The sequence below is a fragment of the Streptomyces sp. NPDC051218 genome (assembly GCF_044455475.1).
Taxonomy (GTDB): Bacteria; Actinomycetota; Actinomycetes; order Streptomycetales; family Streptomycetaceae; genus Streptomyces.
This window is the reverse complement of the sequence record NZ_JBITEU010000012.1, coordinates 1-16,082: the sequence shown is the minus strand read 5'-3', so window position 1 is coordinate 16,082 and position 16,082 is coordinate 1. Positions and strand designations below refer to the sequence as shown.

General features: G+C 68.7%; 12 protein-coding genes. 3 read left to right on the top strand and 9 right to left on the bottom strand.

The genetic code is table 11. From position 1 onward, the window contains the following. The first annotated feature begins 118 nt into the window (after nucleotides 1-118). Nucleotides 119-343 carry a hypothetical protein gene (locus tag ACIBCK_RS32180; RefSeq protein WP_367049495.1) on the top strand — a complete coding sequence of 75 codons (225 nt, stop codon included), beginning with the start codon at nucleotides 119-121 and terminating at the stop codon, nucleotides 341-343. 107 nt (nucleotides 344-450) lie between these two features. Here the strand turns inward: ACIBCK_RS32180 and ACIBCK_RS32175 are convergent, their stop codons facing one another. From ACIBCK_RS32175 to eccE, 9 genes are all read right to left on the bottom strand, one after another. Further along, nucleotides 451-648: a hypothetical protein gene (locus tag ACIBCK_RS32175; RefSeq protein ID WP_367045276.1), complete on the bottom strand. Its 198-nt coding sequence runs from the start codon at nucleotides 646-648 to the stop codon at nucleotides 451-453. A 168-nt stretch (nucleotides 649-816) separates the two neighbouring features. Then, a complete protein-coding gene (locus tag ACIBCK_RS32170; protein WP_399395991.1) occupies nucleotides 817-1,833 on the bottom strand; it encodes an oligopeptide/dipeptide ABC transporter ATP-binding protein in 1,017 nt (338 codons plus the stop codon). A gap of 35 nt (nucleotides 1,834-1,868) precedes the next feature. Beyond that, entirely contained in the window at nucleotides 1,869-2,894 is a 1,026-nt protein-coding gene (locus ACIBCK_RS32165) for an ABC transporter ATP-binding protein (RefSeq protein WP_399396326.1), read from the bottom strand. 44 nt (nucleotides 2,895-2,938) lie between these two features. Further along, nucleotides 2,939-3,877 carry an ABC transporter permease gene (locus ACIBCK_RS32160; RefSeq protein WP_399395990.1) on the bottom strand — a complete coding sequence of 313 codons (939 nt, stop codon included), beginning with the start codon at nucleotides 3,875-3,877 and terminating at the stop codon, nucleotides 2,939-2,941. Then, nucleotides 3,874-4,956, bottom strand: a complete 1,083-nt coding sequence (locus ACIBCK_RS32155) for an ABC transporter permease (RefSeq protein WP_367045279.1) — start codon at nucleotides 4,954-4,956, stop codon at nucleotides 3,874-3,876. Before ACIBCK_RS32155 ends, ACIBCK_RS32160 begins: the two co-directional genes overlap by 4 nt. A gap of 3 nt (nucleotides 4,957-4,959) precedes the next feature. Further along, complete coding sequence (locus tag ACIBCK_RS32150) at nucleotides 4,960-6,858, bottom strand: ABC transporter substrate-binding protein (RefSeq protein ID WP_399395987.1); 1,899 nt, start codon at nucleotides 6,856-6,858, stop codon at nucleotides 4,960-4,962. Between the two features lie 411 nt (nucleotides 6,859-7,269). Further along, nucleotides 7,270-10,530, bottom strand: coding sequence for an SCO5717 family growth-regulating ATPase (locus tag ACIBCK_RS32145; RefSeq protein ID WP_399395985.1), 3,261 nt, complete (start codon nucleotides 10,528-10,530; stop codon nucleotides 7,270-7,272). A gap of 307 nt (nucleotides 10,531-10,837) precedes the next feature. After that, a complete protein-coding gene (locus tag ACIBCK_RS32140) occupies nucleotides 10,838-11,605 on the bottom strand; it encodes a hypothetical protein (protein WP_399395983.1) in 768 nt (255 codons plus the stop codon). After that, nucleotides 11,605-12,927: a type VII secretion protein EccE gene (eccE, locus tag ACIBCK_RS32135; RefSeq protein WP_399395981.1), complete on the bottom strand. Its 1,323-nt coding sequence runs from the start codon at nucleotides 12,925-12,927 to the stop codon at nucleotides 11,605-11,607. Before eccE ends, ACIBCK_RS32140 begins: the two co-directional genes overlap by 1 nt. Before the next feature lie 186 nt (nucleotides 12,928-13,113). Between eccE and eccB the strand changes: the two genes are divergently transcribed. Further along, on the top strand, nucleotides 13,114-14,646 hold the full coding sequence (eccB, locus tag ACIBCK_RS32130) for a type VII secretion protein EccB (RefSeq protein ID WP_399395979.1): 1,533 nt from the start codon (nucleotides 13,114-13,116) through the stop codon (nucleotides 14,644-14,646). 18 nt (nucleotides 14,647-14,664) lie between these two features. Beyond that, on the top strand, nucleotides 14,665-15,915 hold the full coding sequence (mycP, locus tag ACIBCK_RS32125) for a type VII secretion-associated serine protease mycosin (protein WP_399395977.1): 1,251 nt from the start codon (nucleotides 14,665-14,667) through the stop codon (nucleotides 15,913-15,915). Nucleotides 15,916-16,082 lie beyond the last annotated feature (167 nt).

Here is a 16,082-nt window from a genome sequence, read left to right as displayed (position 1 = left end):
CCGGGCGTCCGACGACCCTTTCGTATGATCGTCAGTGACTTCTTGGTCGTTCCCGGGTTACGTACGGTGAGCGGGCCGCGATCAGCGGCCCGCACGTGTACGTTCCAAGGAGGCTGCAGTGAACCGCAGTTGGGTGCAGAAAACGTCCCGGTGGGCGCTGGTCGCGACGATGGCGGCAGTGCCGTCCGTTCTGGCCTCCGGCACCGCGTACGCGGACGAGACACACAAGGACTCGCACAACGCGCCCACCGTCGCGCTGATCAGCACCGGCCAGATCGACGACCCGCTGGAGGACGTGCTCGAGCACACCCTCAACTTCGGAGACGGCTACAGGTGGGGCTGACGCGCTGAACCGCTCGTGGTCGTACCGTACTTGCGCGGGGACCCGGGGTGGCCGCGCAAGTACGTGACGACGCAAGCCTGTTCAGCTCACGGGGCGGCGTTACCGCGTCACGGCGCGAGGCACGCCGTGCCCGGTACCTCGGAGGGGACGCCGAGGCTCGCCGGATCGACGAGCGAGGTGACGTCCCCGGCCGCCTGGGCGACGCAGTCGACGGTCCCTACGGGGTCCGGGATGGCGCTCGCGGGCACGGCGAGCACCCCCAGCAGCGCGACGGCCCCGAGGATGACGGCGGCGGAACGGCGCATGGAAATCTCCTTCAAATCGGTGGAGTTGAGCAGTCACGGTACGTAGGTGAACCGCGACGCTCAGTGACTCCCCAGAGATCGCGCCTGCTAGGCCCCGTATCACTCGTACGTGGAAGAGGTAACGATCCGTCACCGCAGAAGGTGGCCCCCGCTACGGCTCTCGACCGATCAGACCCCGGGCGCACCGACGTTGACCGCAGCCCAGTGGCACGCCACCTGCGTCTCACCGCCGCCGGACAGCACCGGCAGATCCTCCGTCCGGCAGCGGTCCGCCACCCCCGCCCGCTCCGCCTCACCCGAGGCGAGCACCTGGCAGCGCGCGTGGAAGCGGCAGCCGCCCGGGATGCGGGAGGGGTCCGGGGGCTCGCCGGTGAGGACCACGGGGTCGCCCGGTGCCTCCGGAAGCACGGACAACAACGCCTGGGTGTACGGGTGCTGAGGTGACGTCAGGACCTCCTCCACTGTCCCCGTCTCGACGATCCGACCCAGGTACATGACCGCGACACGGTCGGCGATGTTCCACGCAAGGCCCAAGTCATGCGTGACCACGAGCGCCGACAGACCCAGTTCGTCACGGAGCCTGAGCAGCAGAGCGAGGATCTCGCCCCGCACGGACGCGTCGAGCGAGGCCACCGGCTCGTCCGCGACGATCAGCTCGGGCTCAAGGACCAGCGCGCCCGCGATGACCACACGCTGGCGCTGGCCACCCGACAGCTCGTGCGGATAGCGCAGGAAGCACCGCTCGGGCGGCCGGAGCCCGGCCCGGGAGAGGGCGTCGGCGACCGCCGCCTGCTCGTCGCCGCCGTACCCGTGGATGCGCAGGCCCTCCGCCACGGCCTCGTACACCGTGTGGCGGGGATTCAGGGAGCCGCTCGGGTCCTGGAGCACCAGCTGGACGCGCTTGCGGTACGCCTTCAGGGCGCGGCCCGAGTAGTCGAGCGGCTTGCCGCCGAAGGTCACCCTGCCGGACGTGGGCGACACGAGGCCGAGCAGGGAACGGGCCAGGGTCGTCTTGCCGCAGCCCGACTCGCCGACCAGGGCCACGATCTCGCCCGGCTCGATGTCGAGGTCGACGCCGTCCACCGCCCGCGCGGGCGGCGCGCCACGGCGGCCGGGGAACGTGATGTGCAGGTCACCCGCCGACAGCAGCGGCTCAGCGGAAGTAACGGGGGCGTCGGTGGTCATGCGTCGCTGCTCCTCGGTGCGTGGTCTGTCGGTGCTCACGGCGTCCGCTCCGCCGTCGCCGGCGGGGACGTCGGCTGCGCGGGAAGCTGCGAGCCCGCGTGCACGCACGCCGCGCGGTGCCGTGGACCCGCGTCCCGCAGAACCTGGTCCTCCGTGGTGCAGACGTCGAGGGCGACCGGGCAGCGCGGGTGGAACGTACAGCCCGTGGGGAGCAGGGACGGGTCGGGCGGGTCGCCGGGCAGGCCGCGCGGCGCGAAGCGCGACGCCGGGTCGCCGATACGCGGGAAGGCCGCCGAGAGGGCCTTGCCGTACGGGTGCTGGGCGTTCTCGTAGACCTCGGAGGCCGGGCCCTCCTCGACGACACGGCCCGCGTACATCACCGCGAGCCGGTCGCAGGTGTCGGAGAGCACCGCGAGGTCGTGGCTGATCATGATCAGGCCCAGGTCCTGCTCGGCCACCAACTGCTCGATCAGGCGCAGGATCTGAGCCTGGATCATCACGTCCAGAGCCGTCGTCGGCTCATCGGCGATGATCAGGCGCGGATCGCAGGCGAGCGCCATCGCGATCATCACGCGCTGACGCTGACCTCCCGACAGCTCGTGCGGATACGCCTGCGCGCGTACGGCAGGAAGCCCCACCTGTTCGAGCAGCTCCCCGGCCTTCTTCTTCGCGTCCGCCTGCGTGGCCTTCTTGTGCAGCAGGATCGGCTCGGCGATCTGGTCGCCGATGCGGTGCACGGCGTTGAGCGAATGCATCGCGCCCTGGAAGACGACCGACGCGCCCGCCCAGCGGACCGCGCGGACCTGGCCCCACTTCATGGTGAGGACGTCCTCACCGTCGAGCAGGACCTCACCGGTCACCTTCGTGCCGGCGGGCAGCAGCCGCAGCAGCGCGAGCGCCAGCGTGGACTTGCCGCAGCCGGACTCGCCCGCGACGCCGAGCTTCTGGCCCGCGTCGACCGAGAGGTTCACGCCGCGCACGGCGGCCGCCCCGGACGCGTACGTCACTTCGAGATTTCTTACGTCGAGAAGGCGCTGTTCCGTCGCCTTGGCCTCTGTCACCTTGGCCCCTGTCACCTTGGTCTCCGTCACCTTGTCCGAACCGCTCAACGGGAGACCCCCAGCCTGGGGTTGAGCACCGACTCCACGGCCCGCCCGCACAGCGTGAACGCGAGGGCCACTACGGCGATGGCGATGCCGGGCGGAGCGAGGTACCACCAGTTGCCGGCGCTGACCGCACCCGCCTCGCGCGCGTCCTGGAGCAGTCCGCCCCAGGAGACGGCCGTCGGGTCACCGAGGCCGAGGAAGGCGAGCGTCGCCTCGGTGAGGATGGCGCTGGAGATGACCAGGGTGGTCTGCGCGAGCACCAGGGGCATGACGTTGGGCAGCACATGACGGGTCATGACATGGCTGTGCCCGCCACCGAGCGCCTGTGCCCTCTCGATGTACGGGCGTGACTCCACGGCCAGGGTCTGGGCGCGGACGAGCCGCGCGGTCGTCGGCCAGGTCGTCACGCCGATCGCCAGGATGATCGTCCAGATGGTTCCGGACATCACGGTGGCGAGGGCGATGGCGAGCACCAGCGTGGGCATCACCAGGAACCAGTCCGTGATGCGCATGATCACGGTGGAGTACCAGCCCTTGAAGTGCCCCGCGGTGACCCCGACGACCGTGCCGATGGCCACCGAAAGCACGGCGGCCAGCAGCCCGATGGTCAGCGAGATCCGCGCGCCCCACACGAGCAGCCCGAGCAGGTCCCGCCCGAACTGGTCGGTGCCCAGCGGGAATTCGCCGCTCGGCGACTCCATCGGCTTGCCCGGCGCGTCGGTCACGCTCTGCGCGTCCGCGCCGACAAGGAGCGGGGCGAAGAGGGCGACGAGCGCGATGAGGACGAGCGCGCCGAGACCGAAGAGCCCGGCCCGGTGTGTGCGGTACTCGCGCCAGAAGCGGGCGGCGGAGTGCCGCCTGCGGGTCCAGGCGAGCGCCCGGGGGCTCCTGGCGACCGGGACCTGGGTCTTCTCGGTCTCTGTTGCTTCGGTCGTCATCGGCCCACCCTCGGGTCGAGCAGCGGATAGATCACGTCGGCCAGGGTGTTCATCAGGATCACCGCGGCGGCGAACACGAAGAACAGACCCTGCACGAGGGGCAGGTCGGGCACGCTCAGCGCGGCGTAGAAGAGCCCGCCGAGTCCCGGCCAGGAGAAGACCGTCTCGACGAGGATCGCGCCCGCAACCACCGTGCCGAGGTTCACGAACATCAGCGTGACCGTGGGCAGCATCGCGTTCGGGACGGCATGACGACGGCGTACGAGATCGTCCCGGAGCCCCTTGGCGCGTGCGGTGGTCAGATAGTCACTGCCCATCTCGTCGAGCAGCGACGAGCGCATGACCAGGAGCGTCTGCGCGTACCCCACCGCCACCAGGGTGATGACGGGGAGCACCATGTGGTGCGCGACGTCGATGACGTACGCGATACCCGTCTCGCCCCCCGATTCGAGCCCGCCGGTCGGGAACAGCCCGGGAATCGGGCCGACCCCCACCGAGAAGGTGATGATGAGCAGAAGACCGAGCCAGAAGGACGGCACGGAGTAGAGGGTGAGCGCGAGGCCGGTGTGGACCCGGTCGCCGAGCCCGCCGTTGCGCCACGCCGTGCGGGTGCCGAGCCAGATGCCGATGAGGGTGTAGAGCACGAACGCGGTGCCGGTGAGCAGGAGCGTCGCGGGCAGCGCGTCGGTGATCTTCTCCATCACCGGGGTGTGGAACTGGTAGGAGGTGCCGAAGTCGCCGGTCAGCGCGTTGCCGCAGTAGTCGAGGAACTGCGTCATGACCGGCTGGTCGAGGCCGAACTCCTTGCGCATCGCGTCCAGCTGTTCGGCCGATACGCGCTTGCCGCCCGTCATCTGCTTCACCGGGTCGCCCGGGATGAGCCGGAACAGGAAGAAGCTGGTGACGAGGACGGCGAACAGCGAGACGGCGGCGCCGCCCAGCTTGCCCGCCACGTACTGCAGGTAGGCACGGGTGTTGCGGGCCCGGGGGCCGCGGGCCGACGGCCCGGCGAACGCCGGATCGTCGGTCGCCGCGGCGCCCTCGGTGTCGAGCAGTGCGGGATTGCTGTCAGCGGTCATGCGTTACTCGCGGTCCTCTGCGGTCGAACGGCGGCGCAGGGCGAACAGGACTCCGCCGCCGACGAGCACCACCGCGGCGGCGGCGATACCGATGATGACACCGGTCGAGCTTCCATCCTTGGAGGAACTCTTCCCATCCGCGGGCTCCGCCGACCACCAGGACCAGTAACCGTCCTGGCCGTAGATGTTGCCCGCGGCCGTCGGCATGGTGGTGATGGACTTGATCTGGTCGGTGCGGTAGGCCTCGACGGCGTTCGGGTACGCGAGGATGTTCATGTACCCGGAGTCGTAGAGCCAGGACTGCATCTCCTTGACGGTCTCCGCGCGCTTGGCAGGGTCGTACTCGGCCAGCTGCTTGTTGTAGAGCTCGTCGTACTTCTTGTCGCAGATGAAGTTGTCGGTCGCGGCGCTCTCCTTGGCCTTCACCGGGAGCGCGGCGCAGGCGTGGATGCCGAGGACGAAGTCCGGATCGGGGTTGACCGACCAGCCGTCGAACGCGAGATCGTACTCACCGGCGTACCAGGGCACGGACACGTCATCGAGACAGTTGACCTTGAGCCCAATACCGAGATCCCCCCACCACTCCTTCAAGTACTTCCCCACGGCCTTGTCGTTCGGGTCGGTGGCATGACACAGGATGCGGAAGTCGAGCGGCTTCCCGTCCTTGCCGACGCGCTTGCCGTCACCGTTCTTCTTGTAGCCCGCATCGTCGAGGAGTTGGGCGGCCTTCTTGGGGTCGTACGACAGCTTCTGGTCGGCGGAGGGCTTCCAGGCGTACTCGGAGAAGCGAGGCGGGATGTATCCCTCGCCCTCGACGGCCTGCCCCTGGAAGACCTTGTCGACCAGCGCCTCACGGTCGACGGAGAGGAAGAGCGCCTGACGCACCTTCTTGTCCAGGAGCGCCTTGTGCCCGTCACCGAACTTCTTGCGGTCGCGGGTCTGGGCGCCGGGGTTGGTCGCGAGCGCGAAGAAGCGCCGGCCCGGCCCCTCGTTCACCTTGACGTTCTCCGTGCCCTTGAGCTCGGCGGCCTGCGCGGGGGTGAGGGCGGGCTGCCCGGCGACGAAGGCCACCTCGCCCTTCTTCAGCGCGGCGACGGCGGCGTCCTGGTCCTTGTACGTCTTGAAGACCAGCTCGTCGAACTTGGGCGCGCCGCGCCAGAAGTTCTTGTTGGCCTTCAGCTTCACGTACTGGTCTGTCTTGTAGTCGGTGAGGACGAAGGGCCCGTTGCCGACGACGGGAAAGTCCTTGTCGTTGTTGTACTTGCTGATGTCACCGACCTTCTCCCACACATGCTTCGGGACGATCGGCACGTCGAGGGCGGCCATGGTGGCCTGCGGTTCCTTCAGCTCGACGACCAGCTTGGTGGGGCTGGGTGCGGTCACCTTCTTGAAGTTGGCGACGAAGCTGGAGTTGGGGCTCGCGGTGCCGTCCTTGGACATCAGCTTGTTGAACGTCCAGGACGCGTCCTCGGCGGTCGCCTTCTTGCCGTCCGACCACTTCGAGTTGTCCCGGATGGTGTACGTCCAGGTCAGCTTGTCGGCGGAGGGCTCCCACTTGGTGGCGAAGCCGGGGATGGCGTGGTTGTCCTTGGCGTCGTAGTTCGTCAGGTACTCGTACGTCAGACGGTGGATGCTGGTGCTGAGCAGCCGCTGGGCGAGGAAGGGACTGAGCGAGTCGACGCTCTGGGCCACCGCGACGGTCAGGGTCTTCTTGCCGTCCGCCTTGGCCTCGGCCTGTTGGGGCGCCGGGTTGAGGGGGGTGGCGAGACCAGCGGTGAGGGTGAGGGCACCGGTGGCGGCCGCCAGGAGGAGGCGGAGGCGTGGTGGTGCCTTTGGTGGGCCCTCGGTGGTGCGGTGAGGCCGGTGAGTCCGTGTTCTGCCGTGCTGATCTTGTGTATCCATGGGTCGGTGACCTCGCGTCATCGCTCGCGCAGAGATGGCTAGTTGATCAAGGAACGCCAGCTGGTTGATGTGTGTGTCTACCAGCGCCAGTCTGCGTCAGTCAACGGCAGGTGAACCCCATGTGGCCTGCGGAAATAACGAGTTGACCCGTATTTCATCCGCATTGGTCAAGACCTGTGAAGCGCGGCTGGTCGGGGGGTGATGGTGGGGGGAGGGGCAGGTGGGGGAGGTGCGGGGCATGTGGGTGACGTGGCTGCGGGCTGCTGTCTCGCGCGCTTCCGTGCTGCGGGGTAATCGGGTGGGTGGGAGGGAAAGTCTGTTCGTCAGCGGAGCTGCGGGGCGCCGGAGTAACGGGGCTGGGCCCGCACCAAGGTTCGGTGCGGGCCCAGTTGAGATCGACGGAGGCGAAGGCTACTGCTGCGGCGGCGCCTCCGGCGCGGGAGGCTGCGGGGGCTGATACGGAGCCCCGGGCTGGAACGGCTGCCCAGGCTGGACGGGCGGGGGAGCCTGCCCCGGCTGAGGCTGCCCCTGGGGCGCCGCGTTCTGCCACCCCTGCGGAGCCCCCGGCTGCGGCGGATAAGGCTGCCCACCGGGCTGCGGCGCGGGCGGCTGCACCGCCGGCGGCTGCGGCTGCGGCTGCGGCTGCTGAGGAGCGTAAGGCTGCTGCGGCGCCTGCCCCGGATAGGGCGCCTGCCCAGGCTGCGGCGCCTGCCCCCCATATGGCTGCTGCCCAGGCGCAGGGGCTTGCTGCCCCGGGTAACCCCCCTGCCCCGGCAGGGGCGGAGCCACGACCGGCGGCGGATTCCCGTCCGAAGTCCACAGCCCCTGCTGCTGCTGAGCCCGCACAAAGTCCTCGGCAACCATCGCCGAAAGATTGAAGTACGCCTCCCGGACCTTCGGCCGCATCATGTCGAGATCGACCTCGGCACCGGCAGCAAGATGCTCGTCGAACGGAATGACGACAACCCCGCGGCACCGCGTCTCGAAGTGCGACACGATGTCGTCAACCTTGATCATCTTCCCGGTCTCACGCACCCCGGAGATGACGGTGATCGACCGCGACACAAGATCGGCGTACCCATGGGCCGACAGCCAGTCCAGCGTCGTCGACGCACTACTGGCACCGTCCACGGACGGCGTAGAAATAATGATCAGCTGATCGGCAAGATCGAGAACCCCTCGCATGGCGCTGTAGAGCAGCCCCGTGCCCGAGTCGGTCAGGATGATCGGGTACTGCTTGCCGAGCACATCGATCGCACGCCGGTAGTCCTCGTCATTGAAGGTGGTGGACACGGCCGGATCGACGTCATTGGCGATGATCTCGAGCCCGGACGCGGCCTGCGAGGTGAAGCGCCGGATGTCCATGTACGAGTTGAGGTACGGGATCGCCTGCACGAGGTCACGAATCGTGGCCCCGGTCTCACGCCGCACGCGGCGCCCGAGCGTACCGGCGTCGGGGTTGGCGTCGATGGCAAGGATCTTGTCCTGCCGCTCGGTGGCGAGGGTGGAGCCGAGCGCAGTAGTGGTGGTGGTCTTCCCGACGCCACCCTTCAGGCTGATGACAGCAATCCGATAGCAGGACAGAACCGGAGTCCGGATCAGCTCCAACTTCCGCTGCCGCTCGGCCTCTTCCTTCTTGCCGCCGAGCTTGAAGCGAGAACCACCGGCGGCGGGCCGGCTGCTCTTGGCCTTCGGCTTGGTGTTGCGCAGCAGCCGGTCGGAGGAAAGCTCGACGGCAGCGGTGTACCCGAGGGGAGCCCCGGGATTGGTCCGCTCCCGCTGATCGTGCTGCACGGCCTGCGGCCACGCAGCCCCGGTACGGGGATCGATCGGCGGCTGAGGCTGAACCGGGGGCTGCGCCTGCGGCTGAGGCTGACCATGGGGCTGCGGGGCCTGCGGCTGCGGTTGCGGTTGCGGCTGAGCCTGCGGCTGCACGGGAGCAGGGGGTTGCGGCTGCGGCATCGCCTGCGGCATCGCCTGCGGCATCGGCTGCTGCTGGGCCTGAGGGGCGGGCGGCTGAGGGAACCCGTAACTGCTCTGCGGCGCCGGAGAGTTGGGCTGAGCAGGAGCGGGCGCACCGTGCTGCGGGAACCCATAACCACTCGGCGGAACGGGAGCGCCGCCTTGCTGGGGAAACCCATACCCGGTGGGCGGAGCAGGCGCTTCGGGGGCCGGGGTGGGGGACGGAGCCGGGGCAGGGGCAGGCGCACCAGCCTGCGGGAACCCGTACCCACCGTGGTGCGGAGCCGGAGCATCGGCAACCGGCGGCGCAGGCGTGACAGGGGAGGGCGCTACGGGCCCGGTAGGCGAGGGCCAAGCCGGGGGCGCGGCCTGAGGGGCAGGCTGCGGCACGGGCGCAGGGGCAGGCTGAGCCTGCTGCGGTACGGACGGCGGCTGCACAGGCTCGGCAGCCGGCGCCGGCGTTGGTTCCGCGGGCGGCGGGGTCGACGCCTGGCCGGGCACGGGCCACTGCGGAGCAGAGGTGGGCGCGGCAGGCTGGAAGGCGGGCGGCAACGGAGGAAGCCCACCGTTCGGCGCGGGCGGCGGAGTCCAGGACGGCGGTACGGAGTCCTGCACGTCGTCAACGGGCGCGGCAGGCACGGCGTCCTGAGGAGCGGCATCCCGGATCTCGTCAGCGACACCACCAGAATCGCCGAAGTCCGCAACGTCAACGTCATCATCCGAATCACCGGAGGCGGAAACACCCTCATCCGACTCATCCGACTCATCCGCGTCCGACTCATCCGCGTCCACGGACTCTCCGACAGGCTCACCAGAAGGCGGCGCATCGTCACCGAAGGAAAGGCCGGCTGCCGCCAGAAGAGACGACTCAGGCTGCTCATCCCCAAGGCCAAGCTCAGCCTCATCCGATTCATGAGCCTCATCCGACTCATCCGAGCCCGAGGACTCCGAAGACCCCTCCGAGGGGGAGGCGGAGTCGGCAGCCCGCTCCTCGATCTCCCGCTTGAGGGCAGCGGAGGAGAACCGCATGGTGGCGCCACTCTCCAGATCGCCACTGCTGTCGGCAACAGGCTCAACCACAGGGGAAGGAGCGGAAGCAGCCTGCACCTGACCCTCGAGCTCGCCAGCCTCAGCCTGAGCATCAGCCTCCGGCTCAGGCTGAGGCTTGGGAACAACACCAGTCACGTGCACGGAGGAGGCAACACCAGCAACGGCACCGCTCCAGTCAGCAGCACCCCCCGAAGACGCCCCACCCTCAGCAGGCTCCGAAGGCGAGGAAACCGGAGCCGGAGCCGGAGCCGGAGCCGGAGCGGGAGCCGGAGCGGGCGCAGGAGCAACCGGCGCAGCCCAATCGGCCCGAGGCTGGAACCCACCCCCCACAGGCAGCTTCGGCACAACAGGGGGCGGCCCCACCGGCGGAGACGGCGGAGACAGCGGCGCCGGAGGCTCGGAGGCTTCGGGCTCAGCAGAAGCCGCAGGCGAAGAAACCGGCGGAGGCGAGGGCAAGGAAGGCGAGGAAGGTGACGAAGACGGCGCAGGCGACGCCGAAGGAGTCTCCCCCGCACTGCCGGACGCGTTCTGCGTGTACCAGGCAGGAGGGGCGTAGTCGATGGTGAACTCGCCCGTAGTCTCGGCAGCGGACTCCGCGTCGGACTGATCATCGACGGGTGAATCCCAGCCCCCGCGGATCTCGTCCCGATCGCTGTTCACAATGCCTCCTGGTGTGGTCGAGCACCCTCGTGCCGTGGTGGGGGGCGACCGTTCCTGTCGTCCGATCCGCCTTGGCTCTCCCCGTGATGGACGCGAACCACCCACTCGCGGGTTCTGGCGTCGCGCCCAGTCCCAGCCTAATCACCAAAACCACAAGCACGGCAGGGCAGCCCACCCCCCGAATACTGTCCTCTCCGTCACGCTCCCCACGGGAGTGATCCCCGCATCCCAAACCGTGACGGACAAATCAACCAACAAGCACCGAATGCTTGCTATTTCGCATGGTCAAACGACACCGACCCTCCGCTTAATCCATCCTCCGCGCCGTACCCAACAATCCGGTCTCAGGATCTGTGGCCTGCGTCATCACGTACTGCCGGTCACGATCGGCACACCACAAGGTGACCCCGTCGGCAAGGGTCGGCAACGCCTCGACATCGCCGCGCGGCAACCCCACGGACCTCCCGATCTGAACCGCCTCGTCCGGGGAAACCCGCTGCACACCGACGAGCCGGGCCTGTCGAATCAGCCGAGGTGCGACGGGACTCAAGTAGGGCAGCAGCGTCAGGACCGATTGCCACGGCCCGGAGACCACCCGCCCCCGGGGCGGCCGCATCCCACAGTCCCGCACCACGAGAACCGGGCTCCCTGCCGACGCTCCCTGCGGGGGAACCCGCCCCACGTCATGCACCGACATCCCGCTCGGACCGACACCGAGGGCTTCCACGAGCTGGGCCCAGGCCGCGGCCCGACCGGTCTCCACGGCCACCCGAGCTCCTGTCGCGGCTGCTCGCAGCGCGATGACCTGCGCAGTCCATAGCCCTCCGATCAGCAGCACGTCGTACGCCGTGGGCCGGTTGATGCCGAGGACGGAGGGCTGGCCCTGTGCGTCCACGCCGATCACGACACCATCGTCACCGATGGGCAATGCCAGCGCGTCCACCTCTTCGACGGAAAGCGCGTGGCGACGATGTCGAGGCCCGAGCAGCCCGAACCCACTGCGCAGCGCCACGCGAAACCTGTCGCCCGGATCGGACGGCGGCGCGGCCGGACCGGTCGGATTCGTGACGGCCATCAGCGGGCACCTCCGAGCGGCAGAGTGGCGAGCATCGCGGGCAGCTGCTCGCGATCAAGTCGGACCAGACCCGTACCGGCCTGGCGGGCACCGTGCTCCAACGCGTGCCTGGCCGCGTCGAGTTCGGCGTCGCTGCGGCCAGTCACCCGTACATGTCCGCACAGCGCCACTTCCTGCCGCGCACCTTGGCGCAGAGTGAGGCTGAAGGTAGTGGCCAACGTAGGAACGGCGGTGAGCAGTGCGACGAGCTGCGGCAGGGACGGACCGCTCGCGTTCCCCAACTGCGGCCACCGCCGAACCCAGTAAGTGGTGTGCCTCCGATTGTCGCAGCGCCACGCGCGAGCGGATTCCTCAGTCCTGCGCTCCGGCAGTTCGGTCCGCCCGGCCTCAGCCGTGATCAGTGGATTGGCGCCCGCCGAAGTGGCGATGGCGGCGGCCAACTGCTCCTCGGTCAGCGCCGTGGCCCGGAAACCGGCCCCCGTCAGCCGACTCGCCAGCTGGTCCATGACTCGCACCACGCACTTCTGGGCCCCGACTAGCCCGCCCCCGCGAGCTGCCACCGCCTCGGGGCAGAGCTCAGGATCAAGCTTCAAGGCAACCCACGTAATCCGAACAGCGGGAGCTCCGGTCTGAGCCTGAAGGGGCGCGTAGTTGCTGACGGCCACGGACTGCTGGGGGAGATGCAGCGCGGGTGCAGGCTGGGTGTGCTGCACGATCTGCGCAGACTCAAGCCGGATCCCGTCCACCTCCAGGGCGTCCCGCACGAGCCCCACCGGCAGTGGCTGCCGCCCGCGCTCGGCCCGCAACGCGGTTGCGTCCGACTCGACTTGCAGTACGGCGGTCACGAACGTCCCGTCACCGACCATCCCGACCTGTCGCCGGTCCCGGTCTGCGAAGGCATACGTGCGCAAGGCGGGGTCGCACTCGACGGCCGGGGCGAACGCAGGCTCCGTACCCGGCGGTAGCGGGACACTCACCGCCCTCCGCCTGCGCGCTCTCAACGCCTGGGCGGTACCTAGCCATTCGGGCCATGCACGGCCGCGACGACGTACGACAGCGAGCAGTACCAGCACGGCAGCGAGGACAGCGGTAGGGACGACGGCCAGCGGATCCACCACCCACGAGGCCAGCAGAAGGGCTGCAGCGACCTCGATCAGCACAAGTCGTTGCAAGCGAAACGACCCGAACTGCGCTGAACGGGAGCGGAGATGGAAGGAAACAGCCCCACGAGTCGGCGACGTGCCGGACCCACCAGGCGCTCCCTGCCCCTGAGGTCCGGACCCTGACGGCCCCCGAGCCCCGGTCCGCGCTGCGGAAGCCATCAGTCCAACCCCCCGTAAATCTCCCGAATCCCCCTGGTGGTCAAGGAACATGCACCCCAGGAGTGCCTGGGAACCTTACCCACCTCACACGCACGATTACTCAACAGGCATAGTAGAGGCCGGGTCTGACAACGGAGGGTGGGGGTCGCGAGCCCCCGGCGCTGCACGGGGGAGAAGCAGACACTCATGGCATCACGGCGGGACGAACTCAACGCCTACACCTTCGCGAAGCGCCGCACGCTGGCCTCCTTCATCCAACCGTCGCCCTCGGGTTCGGAAGAGGGAGCGCCACGACCGCTGCGCGGAGTGCTCCCCGGCATCATCGTCGGAGTGATCGTCCTTGCCGTCTTCGGCGCCTGGGGCATGTTCAAACCGGCGGCCAAACCCGGCTGGGACGAGCCGAACGAGCACGTGATCATCGCGAGCAAGTCCACAACGCGATACGTGGTCCTGAAGACGGACGGTGACCGCCAACTCCACCCGGTCCTCAACATGGCTTCGGCGAAGCTCCTGCTGGACGCCGACAAGGGTGACGTCATCAACGTCGACGAGTCGGTCCTCGACAGAGGGACGATCCCGCACGGCGCCACAATCGGCATTCCGTACGCCCCAGACCGCCTGCCGTCGGAGTCCGAGGCGGGCTCCGCCAAGCGATGGGCGGTGTGCGAGCGGCCCGGCGAGGGCGGCAGGGCGATCCAGAAGGCCGCGTTCATCCTGGCGGAACGGGACCGGAAGAAGACCGAGGGCCACGAACGTCTGCGCGGCGGCGAGCTGTTGTACGTCGTCGGCCCCAACAAGGTGCGCTACGTTGTCGACGCACGGGGCATGGCGTACAGGATCGCCGAAAAGGGCGCACTCGACGTACTCCTGCGCACCATTGTGCGTCTCGGCATCGCGCCACAGCGGGTCTCCAGTGAGTGGCTCAAGACGCTGCACTACGGGGACCCGATCAGCTTTCCGAAGGTGGAAGGAACTCCAGGAGCCGCCGCCGACGTGTCGGGCCTCCAGGACCGGCAGGCAAACCGGGTCGGTATGGTCCTCAAGACTTCCGAAGGCGCGGGGACGCAGCATTACGTGGTGCTGCCAGGACGGGTCGCCCCGATCTCCGACTTCACCGCGGAACTGCTGCTGAGCAGCCCCGAGTTGGTCAAGGTAGGCCAGGACGGCCATGCCCGTGATCTGAGCATCGGTGCCTTCTCCCCGGATTCCAAGGGGTTCGCCACGGAGTACGAGTGGCCGAGCGAAGCACCGACAAGCGTCAACGAAGCCTCCGAGAAACCCGGGAGCCGCAACACGGTCTGCAACGTCCTGCGCGAGGTGGATGGCGATGACGGTGACACCACGCTCAGCACGTGGGCGGGAACGGACTTCCCCGCGACGCTGCCGACGGGTTCGTCCAGCGCGTACGTGACGCCGGGTTCGGGCCTGCTCTACCGGCAGTTCACCGGCTCGGAGACCAAGGCGGGCGGTGTCTTCCTCGCCACAGATACGGGCCTGCGCTATGCGATGCAGTCCAACAGCGACAGCGAGACGGACGACGAGGGCATCGGCATCTCGGCCGAGCAGCGCAAGCAACAGCAGCAAGAGGCACAGCAAGCTCAGACACGATTGGGCTACGCGCACACAGACGTGACTCCGGTGCCGGCCGCGTGGTCGAAGTTCCTCCCCACGGGCCCGCGTCTTTCGACCGCGGCAGCACGCCAGCCGCAGGGGTCCTAGGCCGGAGGGGGTCTGACGATGACGTACGAAAAGCGTCCGCTACATGTTGCAGCAGCTATGGCGGCGACCCTGATGGTGACCGTGACGACAACGATCCTCGCCGCCCCCATCGCGACTGCGGCCGATGATCAGTGCACGTTCGGGACCAAGAAGTACGCGGGCCGCCCCTGGGCGTTGCAACGCCTCCTCCTGGACGAGTTGTGGCGACAGGCCACCGGAAAGGGCGTACGGGTGGCGGTGATCGACACAGGGGTGGACGTGAAGCACCCTCAGCTCAAGAGCGCAGTGGACGTATCAAAGGGCCGCAACCTGCTGCGCAAGAACCTCAAGGACGACAACGGCAACAAGATCAAGCGCGGCAGGGAGGACGGCACGACTGACGAGGTCGGCCACGGCACGCGCGTGGCGGGCATCATCGCGGCCCGCCCGGACAAGGGAACCGGCTTCGTGGGCCTCGCCCCCGACGCGACGCTGATCCCCATCCAGCAGAACGACGCGGAGGGCCACGGCACGGCAGAAACCCTTGCGGCAGCAATCGACTACGCGGTCTCCGCCGACGCGGACATCATCAACATCTCCCAGGACACGGCCAACGCCGTGAAGCCGGACCCGATCCTGAAGCAGGCGGTGGACAGGGCACTCGCGCGCCAGAAGGTGATAGTGGCCTCTGCCGGCAACGACGGTCTGGGCGGCAACGACAAGCCGACCTACCCGGCCTCCTACGAGGGCGTATTGGCGGTAGCGGCATCGGACCGCAACAACGAGCGCGCCCCATTCTCCCAGTCGGGCGAGTTCGTGGGCGTGGCGGCCCCGGGCGTGGACATGATCTCCACCGTTCCCTTCGGCGGCCACTGCTCGGACAACGGCACAAGCTTCTCGGCGCCGTACGTGGCGGGCGTGGCGGCCTTGATCAAGTCGAAGCACAGTGACTGGACATCGCGCCAGATCACGGCCCAGATCAAGCAAACAGCGGAACGCTCGGTAGCAGGCCACGACCGCCTGGTCGGCTGGGGAGTGGTGGACCCGGTCCGCGCCCTCACCGAAGATGACCACCCGATTGAGACCCCCACGGCCGAGGAAGGCGTCACCCGCGCAAAGGCCCCAACTCCCGCTGAATTGAACCTCGGTGAGACAGCGGAGGAGCGTACAGCGCGGATCGCGACGTATGTGGCTGTGGGCGCGGGGGTTGTGGTGGCGGGGCTTGGCGGGGCGGGGGTGGCGGTTCGGGATTGGCGGCGGCGGGGGTTTGGAGGATCCCGGCGTGCTTGACTCAGTCTCGGGCCTTCGAAGCTGCAGGCAGTGGTGAGCTCCCTAAGGGGTGTCCCGTAAACGGCTGGCTCAACGAGCTGGCGAGGTGGTTGCCCGGGCGCCTGTGGCCTCGGCCATTACCCTTCGATCAGGGCCTGACGGATGTGGCAACCTGCCGTCATGCCAGC

Bases quoted from the DNA above. Each gene is read 5' to 3' on its own strand.
- ACIBCK_RS32175 (WP_367045276.1), bottom strand. From the start codon at position 648: ATGCGCCGTTCCGCCGCCGTCATCCTCGGGGCCGTCGCGCTGCTGGGG.
- ACIBCK_RS32170 (WP_399395991.1), bottom strand. From the start codon at position 1,833: ATGACCACCGACGCCCCCGTTACTTCCGCTGAGCCGCTGCTGTCGGCG.
- ACIBCK_RS32160 (WP_399395990.1), bottom strand. From the start codon at position 3,877: ATGACGACCGAAGCAACAGAGACCGAGAAGACCCAGGTCCCGGTCGCC.
- ACIBCK_RS32155 (WP_367045279.1), bottom strand. From the start codon at position 4,956: ATGACCGCTGACAGCAATCCCGCACTGCTCGACACCGAGGGCGCCGCG.
- ACIBCK_RS32150 (WP_399395987.1), bottom strand. From the start codon at position 6,858: ATGGATACACAAGATCAGCACGGCAGAACACGGACTCACCGGCCTCAC.
- ACIBCK_RS32140 (WP_399395983.1), bottom strand. From the start codon at position 11,605: ATGGCCGTCACGAATCCGACCGGTCCGGCCGCGCCGCCGTCCGATCCG.
- eccE (WP_399395981.1), bottom strand. From the start codon at position 12,927: ATGGCTTCCGCAGCGCGGACCGGGGCTCGGGGGCCGTCAGGGTCCGGA.
- eccB (WP_399395979.1), top strand. From the start codon at position 13,114: ATGGCATCACGGCGGGACGAACTCAACGCCTACACCTTCGCGAAGCGC.
- mycP (WP_399395977.1), top strand. From the start codon at position 14,665: ATGACGTACGAAAAGCGTCCGCTACATGTTGCAGCAGCTATGGCGGCG.